Here is a 19,155-nt window from a genome sequence, read left to right on the forward strand (position 1 = left end):
GCCCCGCGTTCGGAGGATGTTGAGGATGTCGCCCATCCAGAAGTACGCCCTCGGCGCCGGGGCAGTGGTCTTCCTGTCATGGATCTTCATGCCCGGCTTCGTGACCCTGCTGGTCCTGCTGGGCGTCATCGCCGCCCCGGTCGTCGGTTATCTGATGCTCGACCCGTCCCAGCGCCGGCGCCTCAAGCGGATCCGCAGGCGCGGCATCCAGCGCTGACGCCCCAGGCCATGCCCCCGCCCCGGGACGGCCCCGGCGGAGCGGGGCAGTGGAGCGGCCCCGCGAGAAGGCCCCGCGGGCGGTCCGTCGCGACCGCCCGCAGTGGGGAACTCAGGCGGCCGACGCCGCGAGCTCGGCCTCGACCCGGTGGGTGACCTTACGCTCGAACACGAACGAGAGCAACGGCACCGTGCCCGCGAGCATCACGCCCACGATGTACTGCCAGGACCAGCGGGCCTTCATGCCCAGGTTCATGACCGCCACGAGGTAGAGCATGTAGAGGAAGCCGTGGATCGGGGAGACGAACTGCGAGGGCCCCTCGATGCCGAACCCGTACCTGAGCACGATGCACACGACCAGGACGAGCAGCATCACGCCGACGATGTAGGCCAGGATGCGGAAGGGTTTGAGAGCGGATTCCACGGTTATCTACCTCGGTCTTGAATGGGGACGTCTTGCGGCTGGGCCCGGGGGACGACCGGGACGGACGGGGTCAGACGGCGGCCGGTTCGGGATCGGGGTCTCGTTCCTGTGCCCGGCCGCGCAGGGCGTCGCGGACGAAGTGCCACCACATGAAAACCGCGAACAACCCGAAGATCCACCACTGGGCGGCGTAGGCGAGGTTTCGCCAGGTGAGCACGCCGGACTCGGTCGGCGGGGAGACGTTCACCGGCCGGGCCGCGACCACGGGGGCCGGAGACTGCGCGGTGGCCACCACGAACCCGTTGCGCAGCTTCGTCCCCGGCCAGAGATTGATCAGCTCGGCCGACGACACGGTCAGCACCTGTCCCGGCGGCAACTGCCTGACGCGGCGCTGCACGCTGTCGGTGCTCTCCGAGGGCCGCAGCCGGCCGGTGACGGTCACCCTGCCCTCGGGCACGGCCGTCGCGGGGTCTCCTGCGGCGGGCACCCAGCCGCGTACGACGGGGATCTGTGTGCCGTCGCCCAGGTCGAGCGGGGTCAGCAGCCACAGGCCCCCGTCGCGCTCGGCCACCAGGAGCTGCTTGGCGGCGTCGAAGGTGCCCTCGGCGGTCACCTGGCGGCTGACCGCGTCGGCGGTCAGGTGCCTGCCGGGCTGACTGAGGGTCGAGACCGCCACCGGCGCCGGGTCGAGCACCGCGTGGGGCCTGCCCGACTCCTCGAAGACCCCGAGCTGCCACCGGCCCAGCAACCCGCACACGACGAGTGCCCCTATCGCGAGCAGGTGGAGCGCCACCAGGCGGGGCGAGAACAGGATCCGGAGCATGACACCACGCTATCCGCCGCGGTGGGCGGTCCGGTGCTCAGGATCGCCCCGGCCGCCTCGGACGCCGCCCCGCGCGTCTGTCGGAGGCTCACCCGTCACCGGTCAGGTGGGAACACCGCGCCGACCCGGCGCGAAAGTGGCACAAACCGGTGACGGGAGAGCGCTGAATATCGCTAAAGTCTTCCTCATGTCTGACCCTCAGCATATTGACCCCGCGGGCAACACCCAGGCGTTCCGTGCGTTCGCCGAGCGCAAGGACCCGGAAGCCGCCCCCGAGAAGCAGTCGCTCGCCCTGCCGATCACGGTGGCCGTCGTCGTCGCGGTGCTGGTCGTCGTGGCCGTGGTCGCCTACCTGCTGCTCTAGTTCTCCGATACCCGCCAGCGCCGACGGCCTCGCCCTCGGCGCTTCTCGCATTTCCCCGACCGGCCACCGCCCTTCCGACCACCGCCTTCCGACCACCGCCCTTCCGACCACCGCTCTTCCGGCTGCCGTCGCCCTCCCGAGCGGCCGCCGCACCGCACCTCCGCACCGGGCGTCACCGTCCCGGCCCAGCCCCGGCCGCGCGCCGCGGCTCCCCTCCACGGGGTTCACCACCCGCACCCCGCCGGAACAGCCAGCAAGGAGGCCGCATGACCACCCGCCCGGGGATCACGATCATCGGTTCCGGCTTCGCCGGCCTGGGTATGGCGATCAAGCTCAAGGAAGCCGGCTACCACGACTTCGTGATCCTGGAGAAGGCCGCCGAGATAGGGGGCACCTGGCGGGACAACACCTACCCGGGCTGCGCCTGCGACATCCCCTCGCACATGTACTCCTTCTCCTACGAGCTCAACCCCGGCTGGTCGCGGATGTTCTCCCCCCGGGCCGAGATCTGGCGGTACATGCGGGACTGCGTCGACAAGTACGGCCTGGCACCGCATCTGCGCCTGGGCTCGGAGTTCGTCGAGATGGCGTACGACGACGCGGCCCGTGACTGGAAGGTCCGCCTCGCCGGCGGGGAGACCCTCACCAGCAACGCGGTCGTCGCGGGCATCGGCGCGCTGCACGTGCCGTCGTACCCGGAGATCCCCGGCCGCGAGAGCTTCCGCGGCCCCGCCTTCCACTCGGCCGGATGGGATCACTCGGTCGACCTGACCGGTAAACGGGTCGCGGTCATCGGCACCGGCGCGTCGGCCGTCCAGTTCGTTCCCGAGATCGCCGGGCGGGTCGCCCGCCTCCACCTCTTCCAGCGGACGCCCCCGTGGATCCACCCCAAGCCCGACTTCCCGTTCTCCCCCCGGGCCAGGAGGCTGCTGCGCCTACCGGGGGCCGCCCGCACGCTGCGCAACGCGATCTACTGGGTGCTGGAGACCCGCGCGCTGGGCTTCACCGTCGACCCGCGCCTGATGAGGGCCCACCAGGAGGCGGCCCTGCGCCACCTCACCCGGCAGGTGCCCGACCCGGTCCTGCGCGCCAAGCTGACGCCCGACTACACGATCGGCTGCAAACGCGTCCTGATCTCCAACGACTACTACCCGGCGCTGTGCCGGGACGACGTCGAGGTGATCACCGACGGGGTGCGGGAGATCCGGGAGAACTCGATCGTCGACTCCACCGGCAGGGAGACACCGATCGATGTGATCATCTACGGCACGGGCTTCAGGGTGACCGACGCGCTCGGCGAGCAGCGGATCACCGGCAGGGCGGGCAGGACGATCCAGGAGGCGTGGCGGGACGGCGTCGAGGCGTACCACGGCGTCGTCACCGCCGGATTCCCGAACCTGTTCTTCCTGCTCGGCCCCAACACCGGCCTGGGCCACAACTCGGTCGTCTTCATGATCGAGTCCCAGGTCCGGTACGTGATCGAGTGCCTGCGCCTGCTGTCGAGGACCGGGGCGAGGGCCCTGGACGTCCGTTCCCAGGCGCAACGCCACTACAACGACCGCCTGCGCCGCCGCCTGGAGCGGCTGGTCTGGAACGAGGGCGGCTGCAGAAGCTGGTACCTGGACGAGCACGGCGTCAACCGCACCCTCTGGCCGGGCTTCACCTTCGAGTACTGGGCACGTACCCGGAAGGTGAAGCCCGAGGCGTACGAGCTGATCCACTGATCCGCACGGCGGGGGAGGCGGGAACAGCGCGGCGGGTGTGGGTGCCGTCTAGCGGTGTTCCCGCACCACCAGCGCGCTGCCGCCGCCGCGCCTGACCGGCTCGGCCACCGCCTGGAGCATGCCGCCGCGCAGGAACTCCACCGCGGTGGCCGCGCCGATCTCGGGGTTCGGCGCGAAGCTGTGGCCCCTGGCCGTCAGCTCGGCGCCGTAGCGGTCGAGGAAACCCGGCTCGGCCTGGGTCTGGGCGGTGTTGCGCTGGGTCGCGCGCGGGGCGGCGAGCGCCTCGGGCAGCGTCATGCCGAGCTCCCAGCGGTTGAACAGGACCTGCAGCACCGTGGTGATGATCGTCGAACCGCCGGGGGAACCCAGCGCGAGCAGCGGCCTGCCGTCCGACAGGACGATCGTCGGGGCCATCGAGGAGCGGGGCCGCTTGCCCGGCCCGGGGAGGTTCGGGTCACCGGGGGCCGGACCGAAGGTGAAGTCGGTCAGCTCGTTGTTGAGCAGGAAACCCCGGCCGGGGACGACGATGCCGTTGCCGCCGGTCGACTCGATGGTGATGTTGTAGGCGACCACGTTGTTCCAGCGGTCGACGACCACCAGGTGGGTGGTCTCCGGCCCCTCCTCGGCCGCCGGGGTGGCCTGCGCCGGTGGCGCGGTGGGCACGGCCGGGCAGGGGTCGTAGGTCCCGTCGGGGGTGCCCGGCGCGGCCGGGTGGGACATCGCCCGCTCACCGACCAGACAGGCCCGTTCCTTGGCGAACCCGTCCGACAGCAGCTGCCTCAGCGGCACGCCCGGGATGTCGCCGACGTACTTGCCGCGGTCGGCGAAGGAGAGCCGGGACGCCTCCAGATACTCGTGCGGGCCGACCTCCGGCAGGGCCTCCAGGATGTTGAGCGCCTCGCCGACCGTCGACCCGCCCGAGGAGGGGGGTGCCATGCCGTAGACGTCCATGCCCCTGTAGGTCGTCTTCGTGGGCGGCCGTTCGAGCGCGCGGTAGGCCCGCAGGTCGGACAGCTCCATCAGCCCCGGACGCACGTTGCGGGTGGACCCGGCGACGACCGGCGGCTTCTTGACCGTGGCCACGATCTCCGCGCCGAGGGTGCCGCCGTACAGCCAGTCGCCGCCCTCCCTGCCCAGCCTGCGGTAGGTGCCGGCCAGCTCGGGGTTGCGGAAGGTGGAGCCGACGGGCGGCGGGGCGCCGCCGGGCAGGAAGAGCCCGGCGGTGGAGGTGAAGTCCTTGAACCGCGCGGCGTTGGCGGCGGTCTGGTCGTGGAACGTCTGGTCGACGGTGAACCCCTTCTCGGCGACCCGGATCGCGGGCCGCAGCGCCTGCCGCAGCGAGAGCGTGCCGAACCGGCGCAGCGCCAGCTCCCACTGCGCCACACTGCCGGGCACCCCGGCCGACAGGCCGCTGGTCACGGCCTCCTCGAACGGGATGCCCTCCAGGGACGCCGGGCCCATCGCCCGGGGGGCGGTCTCGCGGCCGTCGACGGTGTGCACCTTCTTGCGGCGCGCGTCGTAGTAGACGATGAACCCTCCCCCGGCCAGCCCGGCGGAGTAGGGCTCGGTCACGCCCAGCACCGCCGCCGCCGCGACCGCCGCGTCCATCGCGTTGCCGCCCTCGCGCAGCACGTCCAGGGCGGCCCGGCTGGCGTCGAGGTCGACGGTCGAGACCGCCCCGCCGTACCCCTCGGCGACGGCTTTCTTCTCCGCCGGGCCGGCCGGCGGCACAGCCGTCAGTGCGGACGCCGGTGCGACCGCCGGTGCGGACGCCGTCATCGGCGGGGACGCCACCGCCGGCTGGACGAACACGGTGGACCCTCCCACCAGCATCCCGGCGAGGGGAACGGCTAAACGACGATAGATCATGATGACCTCCCGCTGACAGCTTGACTCAGCCCGTAAGCCTTGTCAGCCCCTTCCCCGACGGCGCGGCTCCGATCCATCGCCGCCCCGCGGCTGTGATCCACCGCCGTTCCACCCGGCGGACCGAGCGGACCCGGCGGACCGGATGGGCCGGGCGGACCCGGCGGCTTCCTCCCGCGTCTCCGATCCGGCCCCTCCCTGCAGCGCATCCGATATGGAAGTGGTCGATTACCCTCCGTGATGAAGCCGTCGCGTGTCACCCTGTGAGCTGTCGGTTACGCATGGTCCGGGGAGGCTGACATGGGGTGGTGGCAGGGGGGTGATCCGCGGATGAACGCGGTCTCGGTGCCCACCCCCCGCGGCACGGAGCACGAGAACGACACCGACGGGGAGACCGCCCTGCTGCTGGCCGCGCACGGCGGCGACCCACTCGCCGCGCATCTGCTCGGCCGTCGCTTCGCCCAGCGGGGCGACCAGTCGGCGGCCCGGCACTGGTGGGAGCGCGCGGCGACGGCCGGCAACGTCGACAGCGCCTACAACCTCGGTGTCTGGCACGAGAGGCACGGCAGCCCGACGGAGGCCGCCCGGTGGTACGGGCTGGCGGCGGATGCCGGCGACGCCGAGGCGGCGCTGAACCTGGCGACGCTCCTGCTGGAGCAGCTCGGCGACGTGCCGTCGGCCCGCCGGTGGTTCGAGACGGCGGCCGGGGCGGGGTCACGGGCCGCGGCGCGGCGGCTCGCGCTGCTCTGCGAGGACTCCGGCGAGACCGGGGAGGCCGGAGAGTGGCACCGCAGGGCGGCGACCGCCGGCGACCTGGCCTCGGCTCACGACCTGGGGTTCCTCGCCTACTCCCACGGCGACGACGGTGAGGCGGTCCGCTGGTGGGATCTGGCCGCCCGTGGCGGGCACGCCGACGCGGCCTACCATCTGGGCCTGCTCCTGCAGGCCGGCCGCGACCTCGCGGGGGCGGAGGCGTTCTACCGGCTGGCCGCCAGGAACGAGCATCCGGGTGCCGCGTCCCGGCTCGGCGCGATCGCGTTGTCCCGCGGCGACCTGCGGACCGCCCGCGCCTGGTTCGAGCGGGCCGCCCACACCGGCCGGATCGACGACCAGCGGACGGCCGGGTTCGTGTGCGTGGAGATGAGCGACGCGCAAGGGGCCGGGCACTGGTTCGGCCGGGCCGCCGCGAACGGCGACCCGGAGGCGGCGTTCAACTTCGGCCTGCTGCTCATCGCCGAGTACAACGACCTTCAGGGCGGCCGGCACTGGTTCCGGAAGGCGGCGCGGGCCGGGCACCACCGGGCCGCGGTCGAGCTGGCCGCGCTACCGGCGGTGACGGGGGCACCGGACGAGGCGGAGCGGTGGCCGGCGAGTCCGCCTGCCCCGGCGCGTGACCGGCCCGGCACCGAGCCCGAGCTCGCCGCCCGCGCCGAGCTGGCCGCCGCCGCGGTCGCCCGGCGGGGTGCCGCTCCACCGCGGACCGACGACCTGGCCGAGATCCTGAGCACCTGGGATCTGGTCACCCGGCCGTTGGGCGACCGCGGCGACGTCGTCACCCTGCTGGCCGAGCGGACCGGCGTGCCCCGGGCGGCGATCGAGCACCTGGCCGCGGTGCGGGACACGCTGCTGCGTCCCGGCGGCGCACCGTGGCCGACACCCGCCGAGGTCGAGCACGTACTGGTCACCGCCCGTGCACTCCGCTCCGGCTCGGCACCGTGACGCGGGGAAAGCCATGACGCCGGGAAAACCGTGGCGGTGAGAGAAGGCCGTGACGCTGGGGAAAGCCGTGACGGTGAGGGAGAACCGGACGGCCCGCGGCCCGGGGTGCGTGGGCCGCGGGCCGTCCGGAGGGGGTCAGCCGGCGAGGACCTGGGAGACCGGCGTGAACGGCAGGCCGAGGGCGTCGGCGACCTTCTCGTTGGTGAGCCGGCCCGCGTGGGTGTTGAGGCCCAGCGCGAGGGCGGGGTCCTGCTGGAGCGCCGACTGCCAGCCCAGACCGGCCAGCTTCACCGCGTACGGGAGCGTGGCGTTGGTCAGCGCGTAGGTGGAGGTGTTGGCGACGGACCCGGGCATGTTGGCCACGCAGTAGAAGATCGAGTTGTGGACCTGGTAGGTCGGCTCGGCGTGCGTGGTCGGACGGGAGTCCTCGAAGCAGCCGCCCTGGTCGATGGCGATGTCGACGAGGACGGAGCCCGGCTTCATGCGGGAGACCAGCTCGTTGGAGACGAGCGTCGGGGCCTTGGCGCCGGGGATGAGCACCGCGCCGATGACCAGGTCGGCCTCCAGCACCTCCTTCTCGATCGCGTAGGAGTTCGAGACGAGGGTCTTCATGCGGCCCTGGTAGACGGCGTCGATGAAGCGCAGGCGGTCGACGTTGAGGTCCAGGACGGTGACGTCCGCGCCCATGCCGACCGCGATCTGCGCGGCGTTGAGGCCGGAGACGCCGGCGCCGATGACGACGACCTTGGCCGGGGCCACTCCGGGCACGCCGCCGGGCAGCACTCCGCGGCCGCCGTTGAAGCGCATCAGGTTGTAGGCGCCGACCTGCGGGGCCAGGCGGCCCGCGACCTCGGACATCGGGGCGAGCAGCGGCAGGGTGCCGCCGACCTGGACGGTCTCGTACGCGATGCCGGTGACCTGCTGCTTGAGCAGGGCGTCGGCGCACTCGGGGCCGGCGGCGAGGTGCAGGTAGGTGAAGAGGACCTGGCCGGAGCGCATGCGGTGGTACTCCTCCGCGATGGGCTCCTTCACCTTGAGGATCATCTCGGCCTCGCCCCACACCTCGTCGGCGGTGTCGAGGATCTTGGCACCGGCGAAGAGGTACTCCTCGTCGGGGAGGTGCGAGCCCAGGCCCGCGCCGCGCTGGACGTAGACGTCGTGGCCGTGGCGGACCAGCTCGTGCACGCCCGCCGGGGTCGCGGCGACGCGGTACTCGTGGTTCTTGACCTCGGCGGGCACGCCGATCTTCATGCGGTTTCCTTTCAGAGTTCCAGCGGTTGTGTCACAGCCCGGGGTCGGCGGGCATGGTCGCTCGATGCGGGTCGCGCCGGGCACGGACGGCGACTCGACGCTTCGGCGGCCGTGCCCGGCGACGGGATCAGAGCCTGCTCCACGCCTCGGTGAGCACGGAGCGGAGGATGGACTCGATCTCGTCGAACTCCTTGGGTCCGCAGATGAGCGGCGGGGCGAGCTGGATGACCGGGTCGCCGCGGTCGTCGGCGCGGCAGTACAGGCCGGCCTCGTACAGGGCCCCGGACAGGAAACCGCGGATGAGGCGCTCGGACTCCTCGGCGTTGAAGGTCTCCTTGGTGGCCTTGTCCTTGACGAGCTCGATGCCCCAGAAGTAACCGGAGCCGCGCACGTCGCCGACGATCGGCAGGTCGAGGAGGCGCTCCAGCGTGCCGCGGAAAACCGGCTCGTTGCGGGTCACGTGGCCGAGCAGGTCCTCGCGCTCGAAGAGGTCGAGGTTCGCCAGCGCCACGGCCGAGGAGACGGGGTGACCGCCGAAGGTGTAGCCGTGGGCGAACATCTCGGTGCCGTTCTTGAACGGCTCGAAGAGCCGGTCGGAGGCGATCATGGCACCGATCGGGGAGTAACCGCTGGTCATGCCCTTGGCGCAGGTGATGATGTCGGGCACGTAGTCGAACTTCTGCCCGCCGAACATGGTGCCGAGGCGGCCGAAGGCGCAGATGACCTCGTCGGAGACGAGCAGGACGTCGTACTCGTCGCAGATCTCACGCAGGCGCTGGAAGTATCCGGGCGGCGGCGGGAAGCAGCCGCCGGCGTTCTGCACCGGCTCGACGAAGACGGCGGCCACCGTGTCGGGGCCCTCCATCTCGATGGCGCGGGCGACGCGCTCGGCGGCCCAGTAGCCGTACTGCTCGGGGGTCATGCCGGGCACGCCGGTGATCTCGTCGGCGCGGTAGTGGTTGGTGTTGGGCACCCGGACGGAGCCCGGGACCAACGGCTCGAACATCTGCTTGAAGGCCGGGATGCCGGTGATCGACAGGGCGCCCTGCGGGGTGCCGTGGTAGGCGATCTGCCGGCTGATGACCTTGTGCTTGAGCGGCTTGCCGGTGACCTTGAAGTACTGCTTGGCGAGCTTCCAGGCCGTCTCGACGGCCTCGCCGCCGCCGGTGGTGAAGAAGACCCGGTTGAGGTCGCCGGGGGTCTCCGCGGCGAGGCGCTGGGCCAGTTCGACGGCCTTGGGGTGCGCGTACGACCACAGCGGGAAGAACGCCAGCTCCTGGGCCTGCTTGGCGGCGGCCTCGGCCAGCTCGCTGCGGCCGTGGCCGGCCTGGACCACGAACAGGCCGGCGAGCCCGTCGATGTAGCGCTTGCCGTGGACGTCGTAGATGTAGGAGCCCTCACCCCTCACGATCATCGGCACCTCCGCCCCCTCGTAGGAGCTGTGCCGGGTGAAGTGCATCCACAGGTTGTCCTGGGCGGCCTTCATGAGCGAGGTCACGTCGGTGTTTTCAGGGTGCGTCATCACGATCTTCCCTCGGTGAGCTGGGCTCCCCACAGTTTGCCTGTCCTAATCTCTCCTGACAAGTGAAAGCGTGGCAACAGACTGCAAGAACCTCGGAATCCGCAACCTCCAGATGTAACAACAACGAAATCCGGAGGCAGGTTTCGCGGCTCAGCGGCCCGGCCGGCCACCCGCCCCGCTTGCCGGAATCCCGTTGTGCTGGAATCGTGCGGATACTCGGCGCCGCGGCCCGCAACCGCCACCGGCCGCTGTGATCAAATAGGACCGACCACACAGTGAGATACGGGGGAAGTCGTGACTCCGGATGAGATCGAGAACGCCGTCAACGCCGGCATGCCCCGAGCCGTCGACGACCTCAAACGGCTCGTCGCCATCCCCTCGGTGGCCTTCCCCGGCCACCCCGAGGAGCCGGTGCTCGCCGCCGCCGCGATGACCGAGGAGCTGCTGCGCAGCGCCGGGCTGCCCCACGTCCGCCGGATCCCGGTGGACGGCAGCTTCCCCGCCGTCTACGCCGAGGCCCCGGCGCCTCCCGGCGCCCCCACCGTGCTCCTGTACGCGCACTACGACGTGCAGCCGGCGGGCGACCCGGCCCTCTGGCGCACCCCGGCCTTCGAGCCCACGGAGATCGACGGCGCCGTCTACGGCCGCGGCGCCGCCGACGACAAGTCGGGCGTCATCTCCCATGTCGCCGCGCTCCGCGCCTTCCAGGGCCGCTTCCCGGTGGGCGTCAAGGTCATCATCGAGGGCCAGGAGGAGTACGCCGGCGAGCGTCTGGAGGCGTTCGTCGAGCGCAACCCCGAGCTGCTGCGCGCCGACGCGATCGTGGTCGCCGACACCGGTAACCCGAAGGTGGGCGACCCGTCGGTCACGACCTCGCTCCGCGGCATGGGCGCCTTCACCGTCGAGGTCCGCACCCTGAAGGAGTCGCTGCACAGCGGCTCGTTCGGCGGCGCCGCCCCGGACGCCCTCGCGGCGCTCATCCGGATGCTCGCCGCGCTCCACGACGACCACGGTGACATCCGCGTCCCCGGCCTGCCCCGGGGCACCTTCCTCGGCTCCGGCCCGTCGGAGGAGGAGTTCCGGGCCACCGCGGGCGTGCTCGACGGGGTGTCCCTGGTCGGTTCCGGCTCGCTGGCCGACCGGCTGTGGGCCTCCTACGCCATCACGGTCACCGGCCTGGACGTGCCCACGGTCTCCGGCGCCATCAACGCGGTCCAGTCGGTCGCCCGGGCACGGGTGACAGTGCGGGTCCCCCCGGCGGGTGACCCGAAGACCACCGTCGAGGCCGTGGTCGACTTCCTGCGGCAGGTCGCCCCGTGGGGTGTGCAGGTGGACGTCGGCGACTACACGGTGGGCTCCGGCTATCTGGCCGACAGCGGCGGCGCGGCCCGCACCGCGCTGAACCGGGCCATGGAGCACGCCTTCGGCCGCCCGCCGCGCGACGTCGGCGCCGGCGGGTCGATCCCGCTGGTCTCCACGTTCGCCAGGCAGTTCCCGGCCGCGACGATCCTGCTCTTCGGCGCCGAGGACGACGACGCCTCGATCCACGCACCCAACGAGCGGGTCGACCTCGGGGAGCTGCACCGCACGGTCCTCGCCGAGGCGCTCTTCCTCCAGGAGTACGCCTCCGCGACCTCCTGACGCACCGGCCCTTCGGGTTCCGCGTGGATTCAGGTCACGCGCGAAACCCGAAGGGCCGTCCCGCCCGTCCGAGGCGCCCTCCCGGGAGGAGGGTGCCTTTTTTGTCTGCTTCCGGCCCCCGGGCTTCCGCCCACCCCCACCGGCTCTTCCGGGCTTCCCCCCTCCGTCGACCTCCGCCCTCCGTGGGCTTCCACCGCTTCGACGTGCGGGACCATCCGCCTCCCATTTCACCCGCAGGGCGTCCGGCTGCTACTTTTTGTACTGACCGGTCAGATTAAAGAGATGCGGGAGGGACGCGGTGTACGACGGGGTGGAGGTGCGTGCGACCGGACTGTCGCTGCGCGGCGAGCACGGATGGGCCTACCGCGACGTGACCGTCGCGGCCGCCCCCGGCAGCCTCACGGCCGTCACCGGCCAGGCCGGCAGCGGCCGCACCAGCCTGCTGCTCACCCTGGCGGGGCGGATGAAGCCGACCTCGGGCACGCTCACCGTCGGCGGCGCCACCACCCCCAGGGTGATCCGGCGGCTGGCCGCGCTCGGCCTCGTCGATGGGGTGAACGACCTGGACGCGGCGCTCTCGGTCCGCGAACACGTCCGTGAACGGACACCGTCCCCGCCGTGGAACCGCCACCGGTCCGAGCGGGCCGAGGCCGCGTTCGCCCTGGCGGACCTCGACCTGTCCCCCGGCGACCGGACGCTCGCCCGGCACCTGGGGCGTGAGCGGCGCATCCGGCTGGGTATCGCGCTCGCCCTGCTCGACCGGCCCGGCCTGCTGGTCCTCGACAACGTCGACACCGGCCTGTCCCGCGACCGGCGCGCGGCACTGACCGCCACCCTGCGGGACCTCGCCGGCCGGGGCCTGACCGTCGTCCTGTCGTGCATCGAGAGCGACCTGCCGGAGCAGGTCCGTCTTCCCTCCCCCGACGCCGGGCCTCCCCACCCCACTCCCGACACCGAACCCCCTGGCCCCGACGCCGACCCTCCTCACTCCTCCCCCGACGCCGGGCCCCCTCTCCGCGTCCCCGGTGCACGGCCCGGTCCTCCCGGACCGGAGGAGACTGAACCGGGGCACGGCGCGGACGACCGGGACGGGAAGCGGCGGGACGACCGGGACGAGGGGGGAGGGCGATGAGACCGCTGCGGGCAGCCACCCTGGAGTTGCGGCGTTTCACCCGGTCACGGCTGACCCGGGCGGCACTCGCCGGGGTGGTGATGCTGCCGCTGCTGTACGCGGGACTGTACCTGTGGTCCTTCTGGGATCCGCAAGGACACCTGGACCGCGTCCCGGTGGCGCTGGTCGTGGAGGACAGGCCGGCGACCGTCGACGGCACGACGGTCGACGCGGGCCGCGAGCTGGCCGAGGAGCTACGCGAGCGCGGCACCTTCGACTGGCACCCGGTGAACGCGCGGCAGGCGGCCGACGGCGTGCACGACGGCAGCTTTTATCTCTCCCTCACCGTCCCCGCCGACTTCAGCGCCCGGCTCGCCTCCCCCGCGGGCGACGGCACCCCGGTCCCCGCCGAACTGGGCGTGCAGGTGGACACCGGACGCAGCTACATCATGGGGTCCATCTCCGACGCGGTGTTCGCCGAGGTCAAGGCCGCCGCGAGCCGTACCGCGCTGAAGGACTACTGGGACAGCGTCTTCGTCTCCTTCGGGAAGCTGCACGACGCCACCGTCCAGGCCGCCGACGGCGCGGACGAACTGCACGACGGCACCGCCAAGGCCGGCAGGGGCGCCGCCACCCTCGGTGAGGGTCTCGGCGAGGCCGGGAACGGGGCCCACCGGCTCGCCGTGGGCCTCGGCAGCGCCGACACCGCCGTCGGCAGGCTGTCGGCCGGGGCCCGGGAGCTGACCTCGGGGCTCCGCCGCGCGGAGAACGGCTCACGCGAGCTGGGCCGGGGCCTGGCCGCGCTGCGGAAAGGCGCCGAGCGGATCGCCGACGGCAACGCGCAGGCGTACCGGCAGGTCCACTCCCAGGTGGCGGCGGTGAACCGGGTCGCCGACGACGTCACCGGCGTGCTGGAGCGTGACGGGGCACGGATCCAGGAGTTCGCACGGGCCGTCGAGCAAGGCGTGGACCTGGTCGCCGACGGCGCGGGAACGCTGCCCGCCGGGCTCCGGGAAGGGGCCGAGCAGTCCGCGGAACAGTCCCGGCGGCTGCGGGCGTGGCTGGACGCCAACCCCGAGGCCGACCCGGAGCTGCGGGCCATCGCCGACCGGCTCGCCTCCGCCACCGGGCAGGTGGCCGGCAACCTGACGGGAGCCGCCGACGGCGGGGCCGCGGACCGGCTGCGGCACGACGCCCGGCGGATCTCCGAGCTCGCGGGCCGCACCGCGGAGGTCGTCCCGGGCCTGGGGCACCGGTTTGACCAGGCCAGGCGGAAGCTCGACGAACTGGACAAGGGCCTGGGCACACTGGCGGAGGGGTCGGCCGAACTGCACGCGGGCCTGACGAAGGCCGGCACGGCGGGCGGCACCCTGACCTCCGGCCTCGCCCGGCTCGGTGACGGGTCCGCACGGCTCGGCGACGGGCTGGCGCAGCTGGGCGGCGGCATCGTCAGGCTGAACGACGGCGCCGCCCGGGTGGACACCGGCATCGGCCGGCTGCGCACCGGCGCGGACGAGCTCAGCGCGGGCATCGGCAGGCTGGCCGACGGCTCCAGGGAACTGAGCGACAAGCTCGGCGACGGCGCCGGGGAGATCCCCGACTACGACGGGGACGAACGGGCGAGCCGCGCCGGCGTGATGAGCGACCCCGTCCGGCTGGACGAACGGATCCTCAACGAGGTGCCCGACTACGGCACCGGGTTCGCGCCGTTCTTCGTCCCGCTGGCGCTCTGGGTCGGCGCGATGGTGGCCTACATGGTGCTGCGTCCGCTCAACCCACGCCTGCTCGCCGGTACGGCGCCCGCCTGGCGGATCGTCGCGGGCGGCTGGCTGCCCGCGCTGGCCCTGGCCGCCGCCCAGGTGGGGGTGCTGCTCGCGGTGATCCGGTTCGGGCTCGGCATGGAGGCCGCGCACTGGGCGGGGGTCGCCGGGTTCCTGCTGCTGGCCGCGGCGGCGTTCACCGCGCTCGTGCAGGCGGTCAACGCGCTGCTCGGCCCGCCGGGCAGGATCGTGGTGCTGGCGTTGCTGATGCTCCAGCTCACCTCGGCCGCCGGGACGTACCCGATCGAGACCTCGCCGGGCTTCTTCCGGACGATCTCCCCGTGGCTCCCGATGAGCTGGGTGGTCAGCGCACTGCGGCGGCTGATCAGCGGCGGCGACCTCACCGTGGTCTGGCAGGCGTGCGGCGTGCTGACCGCGTTCACCGCGCTGGGCCTGGCGCTGAGCGTCCACGCCGTGCACCGGGGCCGCACCTGGTCGATGCGCCGCCTCCATCCGGAACTGGCGTTGTGACTACGGTTACCCCCATGGCACAGCAGCGGACCGGCCCCGCGAACGCGAACGCGCGGGGCGACAGGGGGGACGGGCGGCGGGCCGGGACACGGCTCCGGGTGTTCACCGCGGCGGTGGAGGTGATCGCGGAGCAGGGCTACACCTCGGCCACGGTCGAGGCGATCGCCGAGCGCGCCGGAGTCGCCAAGGGCACCGTGTTCTACAACTTCGGCAGCAAGGAGGCGCTCTTCTCGGCGTTGCTCGAACACGGGATCGGCCGGATGGCCGACGCGCTGGGTGAGGCCGCCGCAGGCGCCCCGGCCCCGCTGGACGCGCTGGACGCGGTCGTCCTGGCGCAGCTGCGGTTCTTCGAGGAGTACGGCGCCTTCGCCCGGGTGCTCCTCACCGAAATGTGGCGTACGGCCTGGCAGGACGCGGTGGCCGGGCTGCGCGAACGCGCGCTCGGCGTCTACGCGGACGTGCTGCGGCGGGCGGTCGCCGACGGGCTGGTCCGCGAGGACCTGGACGTGGAAACCGCGGCGACCGCCGTCTTCGGCATGGTGCTGACCGTCTCGATCGAACGCCGGGCCCTCCACCCCGACCGGCCGGTCGAGCAGGTCCACGCCACCCTCACCGACCTCCTGCACGGCAGGGTCGCCCGGTAGCGGTGGCGGGCAGGCGCCGCTAGCCGGCGACGGGCAGGACCGGCAGGTCGTAGACGCGGCGGACGCTGCTACGGACGGCGCGGAGGTCGGCACCGTAGACGTGGAGCGAGATGGCCGTCTCCTCGCCCGTGTTGTGCACCCGGTGGATGTCACCGGGCGGGGCGAAGCCGCTGACCTCGCCGACGCGGTTGGCGGCGCGGCCGATCTCGGTGAGATGGTCGCCGTGGTCGCGGTAGAGCGTCTCGTACTCCACGCCCTGGAGCACGCCGAACACGCACCAGGTGATGTGGTCGTGGATCACCGTCTTCTGACCCGGCCGCCAGACCACGGCCATGATCGAGAAGGCCGGTTCGGCATGGAGGGTGTGGCCGACATAGTGGCCGGGGTCTCCGAGACGTTCCTCCTCGGTGAGGATCTCCGGGGACGGCAGCCGCCGGCGCAGCAGGCCGGCGACGGCGAAGGCCGTCTCCCTGGGGCGGGCGGACGGGCTGAGGAGCTTTCTGACTTCCGTGACCAGCTCCGCCAGCCCCGGGCGGGTGAGCGTCATCGTTGTCATGGTTCCAGGGTGCGCCGGACCACCCATAGGGTCTAATGCCGACTTTCCACCTCATCCATAGTTATGGTTGATGAGTGCTTGATATCGTGCGGCTCCGCGTCCTGGCCGCGGTGGCCAGGCACGGCTCGGTGACCGCGGCGGCCAGGGAACTGCACTACTCGCAGCCCTCGGTGAGCCACCACCTCGCCAGGCTCGAAGCCGAGACCGGGGCCAAGCTGGTCCAGCGGGTCGGCCGGGGCATCCGGCTGACCGAGGCGGGCCGGTTGCTGGCCGAGCGGGCCACCGAGATCATCGGCCGCGTCGACTCGGCCGCCGCCGAACTGTCGGCGCACGTGGGCCTGCACGCCGGCCGGGTCAGGCTGGCCGCCTTCCCCTCGGCGCTGGGGACGTTCGTGCCCCGGGCCGCCGCCGCCCTCACCGAACGACACCCCGGCCTGGAGCTGCGGCTGACCGAGACCGAACCCCCCGACGCGCTGCGCATGCTCCGGGCGGGTCACGTGGACGTGGCGGTGATCTTCCGCTATGACGACACCGCCCCGGAGGACGACGGCATCCGCCTGACCCACCTGCTGGACGACCCCAGCTACCTGATCGCCGCGGACCCGGCCGCCGGCTCGATCACGCATCGGACCGGTGACCCGGCCGCGCATCGGGGCGGTCATCTGACCGCGCATCGAGCCGGTGGCCTGGCCGCGCATCGGCGTTCCCGGTGGATCGGGGGTTGCGAGCGGTGCCGCAGCCACCTGCTGGAGCTGTGCGCCAGGGAGGGCTTCGAACCGGAGATCTCCTTCACGACGGACGACATCGTCGCCGTCCAGGCCCTCGTCGCCGCCGGGATCGGGGTGACGGTCCTGCCCGGTCTCGCCCTGTGGGCCCACCGGCACCCCGCAGTCAGCGCGACCGAGATCCCCGGCTCGATCCGCCACGTCCACGCCGCCGCCTACGGCGAACCTCCCGACCCGCCCGCCACCACCGCCCTGCTGGCCGCCCTGGTCACGGCCGCGGGACCGTGAAGCTACCGTACCTGGACATCAGGCCGAGGCATCAGGCCGGGGCATCAAGCGGGGCACCGTGCCGGGGCATCGAGCCGGGGCATCGGGCGAAAACCTGCGGCGATCAGGGAGAGCGCCGGATTACCATCCGAATATGCCGGATCTGGCGACTGTCGCCCTCTTCGTCGTCGCGACCCTCGCGCTGCTGCTCGTGCCGGGGCCCGCGGTGCTCTACATCGTGACCCGCAGTGTCACCCAGGGACGGTCCGCCGGGCTGGTGTCGGTGCTGGGCATCCACCTCGGCTCGCTGGTCCACGTGGCCGCGGCGGCGCTGGGGGTCAGCGCTCTGCTGGCGGCCTCCGCGACGGCGTTCACGATCGTCAAGTATCTGGGTGCGGCCTACCTGGTCTACCTGGGCATACGCAAGCTGATGGCCCGGCCGGGCGGGGACGGGGTCGTCGAGCCGCCCGTGGCGAGCACGTCCCGGCTGTTCTGGGAGGGCTTCGTGGTCAACGTGCTCAACCCGAAGACCGCGATCTTCTTCCTGGCCTTCCTCCCGCAGTTCGCCGACCCGGCGGCCGGGCCGATCGCCCCGCAGATCGTGCTGCTGGGTCTCATCTGGACGGTGCTCGGCATGGTCAGTGACGGCGCCTACGCCCTGCTCTCCTCGGCCATGGCGGGCCGGCTGCGCCGCTCGGCCCGTGCTCGCCGGCGCCTGGACCTCACCAGCGGCTTCGTCTACCTGGGCATGGGCGCCTTCGCCGCCCTCGGCGGGGAGGGCGGCGCGGCGAAAGCCTGACCGGGCCCGGACGGTCGGGGCCCGGTCAGGCCCGGCACCGGTCCCGCCCGGTCAGGCTCGGCACCGGTCCCGCCGGGTCAGCTCGCTCCCCACTGGGCCCCGATGCCGGCCCCGGCGGTCACCGTCGCGGGGACGGTCGATGGGTTGTCGACGGTGTAGGAGTAGTAGGTGCCCGGCTCGACGACCGTGCCGGCCGTCTCCGGGGTGCCGGAGTTCACGTAGATGTTGTTGCGCTGCACCGCCCGGCCGGGGCCGCTGTCGGCGTACCCGCTCGCCGAGTAGAGCGGGTGCGGGACGTCCTTGAAGTAGTTGCCCTCCACCACCACGCCGGCGTTCTCGGTCGAGGCCACGCCATAGAGCTCGTTGCCCAGGAAGTAGTTGTTGAAGACGTGCACCGGCTCGCCGAACCGGATGCGGGGGTGACGCTGCCTGCTGTTGTCGAAGAAGTTGTGGTGGATGGTCACCTTCAGGTGGCCGACGTCGGTGCCCGCGGCGCCGTCGGAGTGGCTGATCAGCATGCTCTTGTCGGAGTGGTCGAAGTGGTTCCACGACACGGTGACGTAGTCGGCGCCCCGGACCACGTCGATCGAGCCGTCGACCGCCCCGGAGAAGGTGTTATGGTCGATCCAGATGTGGTGTGACTCCCGGCCGACGTTGATCGCGTCGTCCTCCGCGTCGGTGAACCGAATGTTGCGGACGATCACGTTGTACGACCGGTAGAAGTCCAGCCCGCCGCCGGTGATGTGGCCCGACGTACCGACACCGATGATCGTCTTGTTCGGGCGCACCCCTTGCTTGCTGGTGATCGCGATGGTGCCCGCCACCCGGATGACGAGCGTCTCCTTGCTGTCGATGTACTCCAGGAACTGGGCGGCGTTGGTCGCGGTGACCGTCCGGCCGCCGGCTCCGCCGGTGGTGCCGTTCTGGCCCATCGCGTTGACGGAGGCGAATCCGACCGGCGTGTCGGCCAGGGCGGACGCCCGGGCCGCGGTGCCGGAGCCGAACAGGGTGGCGGCCAGGCTGATGGCGGTGGCGACGGCGAGGGCCGCGCGCCGGCGGACCGTGGGGCCCGCGACGAGCTTGATCATCGAATTCCTCCGGTGGGGGGACCCCCGGCCTCGGCCGCGGGGAGAACGCGTGACGGTGGCACGACGTGCCCGGACGCCCGCCGCGCGCGTGGTGGTCGCGGCGGGCGCGGAGATCGCGGGCGGG

17 protein-coding genes are annotated in these 19,155 nt (G+C 72.5%); 10 read left to right on the forward strand and 7 right to left on the reverse strand.

Annotated elements, in window-relative coordinates; genetic code table 11:
• Positions 1–25: 25 nt before the first annotated feature.
• A complete protein-coding gene (locus F4562_RS11180) occupies positions 26–217 on the forward strand; it encodes a tail-anchor membrane protein (RefSeq protein WP_184538933.1) in 192 nt (63 codons plus the stop codon).
• Positions 218–328: 111 nt separating this feature from the next.
• On the opposite strand, the gene F4562_RS11185 is transcribed toward F4562_RS11180, so the two are convergent.
• Together F4562_RS11185 and F4562_RS11190 are read right to left on the reverse strand one after the other, a co-directional pair.
• Positions 329–640, reverse strand: coding sequence for a DUF3817 domain-containing protein (locus tag F4562_RS11185; protein ID WP_184538931.1), 312 nt, complete (start codon positions 638–640; stop codon positions 329–331).
• A gap of 70 nt (positions 641–710) precedes the next feature.
• Positions 711–1,463, reverse strand: a complete 753-nt coding sequence (locus F4562_RS11190) for an SURF1 family protein (protein ID WP_184538929.1) — start codon at positions 1,461–1,463, stop codon at positions 711–713.
• Positions 1,464–1,650: 187 nt separating this feature from the next.
• On the opposite strand from F4562_RS11190, the gene F4562_RS11195 reads away from it, so the two are divergent.
• Both F4562_RS11195 and F4562_RS11200 read left to right on the forward strand, forming a co-directional pair.
• On the forward strand, positions 1,651–1,827 hold the full coding sequence (locus F4562_RS11195; protein ID WP_184538927.1) for a hypothetical protein: 177 nt from the start codon (positions 1,651–1,653) through the stop codon (positions 1,825–1,827).
• Positions 1,828–2,093: 266 nt separating this feature from the next.
• A complete protein-coding gene (locus tag F4562_RS11200; RefSeq protein WP_184538925.1) occupies positions 2,094–3,551 on the forward strand; it encodes a flavin-containing monooxygenase in 1,458 nt (485 codons plus the stop codon).
• Positions 3,552–3,599: 48 nt separating this feature from the next.
• On the opposite strand, the gene F4562_RS11205 is transcribed toward F4562_RS11200, so the two are convergent.
• Complete coding sequence (locus F4562_RS11205; protein WP_184538923.1) at positions 3,600–5,420, reverse strand: gamma-glutamyltransferase family protein; 1,821 nt, start codon at positions 5,418–5,420, stop codon at positions 3,600–3,602.
• A 297-nt stretch (positions 5,421–5,717) separates the two neighbouring features.
• On the opposite strand from F4562_RS11205, the gene F4562_RS11210 reads away from it, so the two are divergent.
• Positions 5,718–7,136 carry an SEL1-like repeat protein gene (locus tag F4562_RS11210; RefSeq protein WP_184538921.1) on the forward strand — a complete coding sequence of 473 codons (1,419 nt, stop codon included), beginning with the start codon at positions 5,718–5,720 and terminating at the stop codon, positions 7,134–7,136.
• Between the two features lie 135 nt (positions 7,137–7,271).
• Here F4562_RS11210 and ald read toward each other — a convergent pair whose 3' ends face one another.
• On the reverse strand, positions 7,272–8,387 hold the full coding sequence (gene ald / locus F4562_RS11215) for an alanine dehydrogenase (RefSeq protein ID WP_184538919.1): 1,116 nt from the start codon (positions 8,385–8,387) through the stop codon (positions 7,272–7,274).
• A gap of 127 nt (positions 8,388–8,514) precedes the next feature.
• On the reverse strand, positions 8,515–9,909 hold the full coding sequence (locus F4562_RS11220; protein WP_184538917.1) for an aspartate aminotransferase family protein: 1,395 nt from the start codon (positions 9,907–9,909) through the stop codon (positions 8,515–8,517).
• Positions 9,910–10,203: 294 nt separating this feature from the next.
• Between F4562_RS11220 and F4562_RS11225 the strand changes: the two genes are divergently transcribed.
• From F4562_RS11225 to F4562_RS11240, 4 genes are all read left to right on the forward strand, one after another.
• A complete protein-coding gene (locus tag F4562_RS11225) occupies positions 10,204–11,550 on the forward strand; it encodes a M20/M25/M40 family metallo-hydrolase (RefSeq protein ID WP_184538915.1) in 1,347 nt (448 codons plus the stop codon).
• A gap of 298 nt (positions 11,551–11,848) precedes the next feature.
• Complete coding sequence (locus tag F4562_RS11230; protein WP_184538914.1) at positions 11,849–12,682, forward strand: ABC transporter ATP-binding protein; 834 nt, start codon at positions 11,849–11,851, stop codon at positions 12,680–12,682.
• The gene (locus tag F4562_RS11235; RefSeq protein WP_184538913.1) at positions 12,679–14,952 is read left to right on the forward strand and encodes a YhgE/Pip domain-containing protein; all 2,274 of its coding nucleotides are present in this window, start codon (positions 12,679–12,681) and stop codon (positions 14,950–14,952) included. Before F4562_RS11230 ends, F4562_RS11235 begins: the two co-directional genes overlap by 4 nt.
• Before the next feature lie 14 nt (positions 14,953–14,966).
• Positions 14,967–15,596 (forward strand): TetR/AcrR family transcriptional regulator, encoded by a 630-nt coding sequence (locus F4562_RS11240; protein WP_184538912.1) that lies wholly within the window; start codon positions 14,967–14,969, stop codon positions 15,594–15,596.
• A gap of 19 nt (positions 15,597–15,615) precedes the next feature.
• Here the strand turns inward: F4562_RS11240 and F4562_RS11245 are convergent, their stop codons facing one another.
• Positions 15,616–16,152 (reverse strand): cysteine dioxygenase family protein, encoded by a 537-nt coding sequence (locus tag F4562_RS11245; RefSeq protein WP_246473407.1) that lies wholly within the window; start codon positions 16,150–16,152, stop codon positions 15,616–15,618.
• A gap of 74 nt (positions 16,153–16,226) precedes the next feature.
• Between F4562_RS11245 and F4562_RS11250 the strand changes: the two genes are divergently transcribed.
• A complete protein-coding gene (locus tag F4562_RS11250; RefSeq protein WP_184538911.1) occupies positions 16,227–17,165 on the forward strand; it encodes a LysR family transcriptional regulator in 939 nt (312 codons plus the stop codon).
• Between the two features lie 133 nt (positions 17,166–17,298).
• Positions 17,299–17,943 (forward strand): LysE family translocator, encoded by a 645-nt coding sequence (locus F4562_RS11255; RefSeq protein WP_184538910.1) that lies wholly within the window; start codon positions 17,299–17,301, stop codon positions 17,941–17,943.
• A 77-nt stretch (positions 17,944–18,020) separates the two neighbouring features.
• On the opposite strand, the gene F4562_RS11260 is transcribed toward F4562_RS11255, so the two are convergent.
• Positions 18,021–19,031 carry a pectate lyase family protein gene (locus F4562_RS11260; RefSeq protein WP_184538909.1) on the reverse strand — a complete coding sequence of 337 codons (1,011 nt, stop codon included), beginning with the start codon at positions 19,029–19,031 and terminating at the stop codon, positions 18,021–18,023.
• Positions 19,032–19,155 lie beyond the last annotated feature (124 nt).

Origin of the sequence: Streptosporangium becharense (assembly GCF_014204985.1) — a bacterium.
Lineage (GTDB): Bacteria > Actinomycetota > Actinomycetes > Streptosporangiales > Streptosporangiaceae > Streptosporangium > Streptosporangium becharense.

Excerpts from the sequence above, each read along its gene's own strand:
- ald (WP_184538919.1), bottom strand. The coding sequence starts at position 8,387 with ATGAAGATCGGCGTGCCCGCCGAGGTCAAGAACCACGAGTACCGCGTC.
- F4562_RS11210 (WP_184538921.1), top strand. The coding sequence starts at position 5,718 with ATGGGGTGGTGGCAGGGGGGTGATCCGCGGATGAACGCGGTCTCGGTG.
- F4562_RS11195 (WP_184538927.1), top strand. The coding sequence starts at position 1,651 with ATGTCTGACCCTCAGCATATTGACCCCGCGGGCAACACCCAGGCGTTC.
- F4562_RS11200 (WP_184538925.1), top strand. The coding sequence starts at position 2,094 with ATGACCACCCGCCCGGGGATCACGATCATCGGTTCCGGCTTCGCCGGC.
- F4562_RS11220 (WP_184538917.1), bottom strand. The coding sequence starts at position 9,909 with ATGACGCACCCTGAAAACACCGACGTGACCTCGCTCATGAAGGCCGCC.
- F4562_RS11240 (WP_184538912.1), top strand. The coding sequence starts at position 14,967 with ATGGCACAGCAGCGGACCGGCCCCGCGAACGCGAACGCGCGGGGCGAC.
- F4562_RS11245 (WP_246473407.1), bottom strand. The coding sequence starts at position 16,152 with ATGACAACGATGACGCTCACCCGCCCGGGGCTGGCGGAGCTGGTCACG.
- F4562_RS11235 (WP_184538913.1), top strand. The coding sequence starts at position 12,679 with ATGAGACCGCTGCGGGCAGCCACCCTGGAGTTGCGGCGTTTCACCCGG.
- F4562_RS11255 (WP_184538910.1), top strand. The coding sequence starts at position 17,299 with ATGCCGGATCTGGCGACTGTCGCCCTCTTCGTCGTCGCGACCCTCGCG.
- F4562_RS11260 (WP_184538909.1), bottom strand. The coding sequence starts at position 19,031 with ATGATCAAGCTCGTCGCGGGCCCCACGGTCCGCCGGCGCGCGGCCCTC.
- F4562_RS11190 (WP_184538929.1), bottom strand. The coding sequence starts at position 1,463 with ATGCTCCGGATCCTGTTCTCGCCCCGCCTGGTGGCGCTCCACCTGCTC.
- F4562_RS11180 (WP_184538933.1), top strand. The coding sequence starts at position 26 with ATGTCGCCCATCCAGAAGTACGCCCTCGGCGCCGGGGCAGTGGTCTTC.
- F4562_RS11205 (WP_184538923.1), bottom strand. The coding sequence starts at position 5,420 with ATGATCTATCGTCGTTTAGCCGTTCCCCTCGCCGGGATGCTGGTGGGA.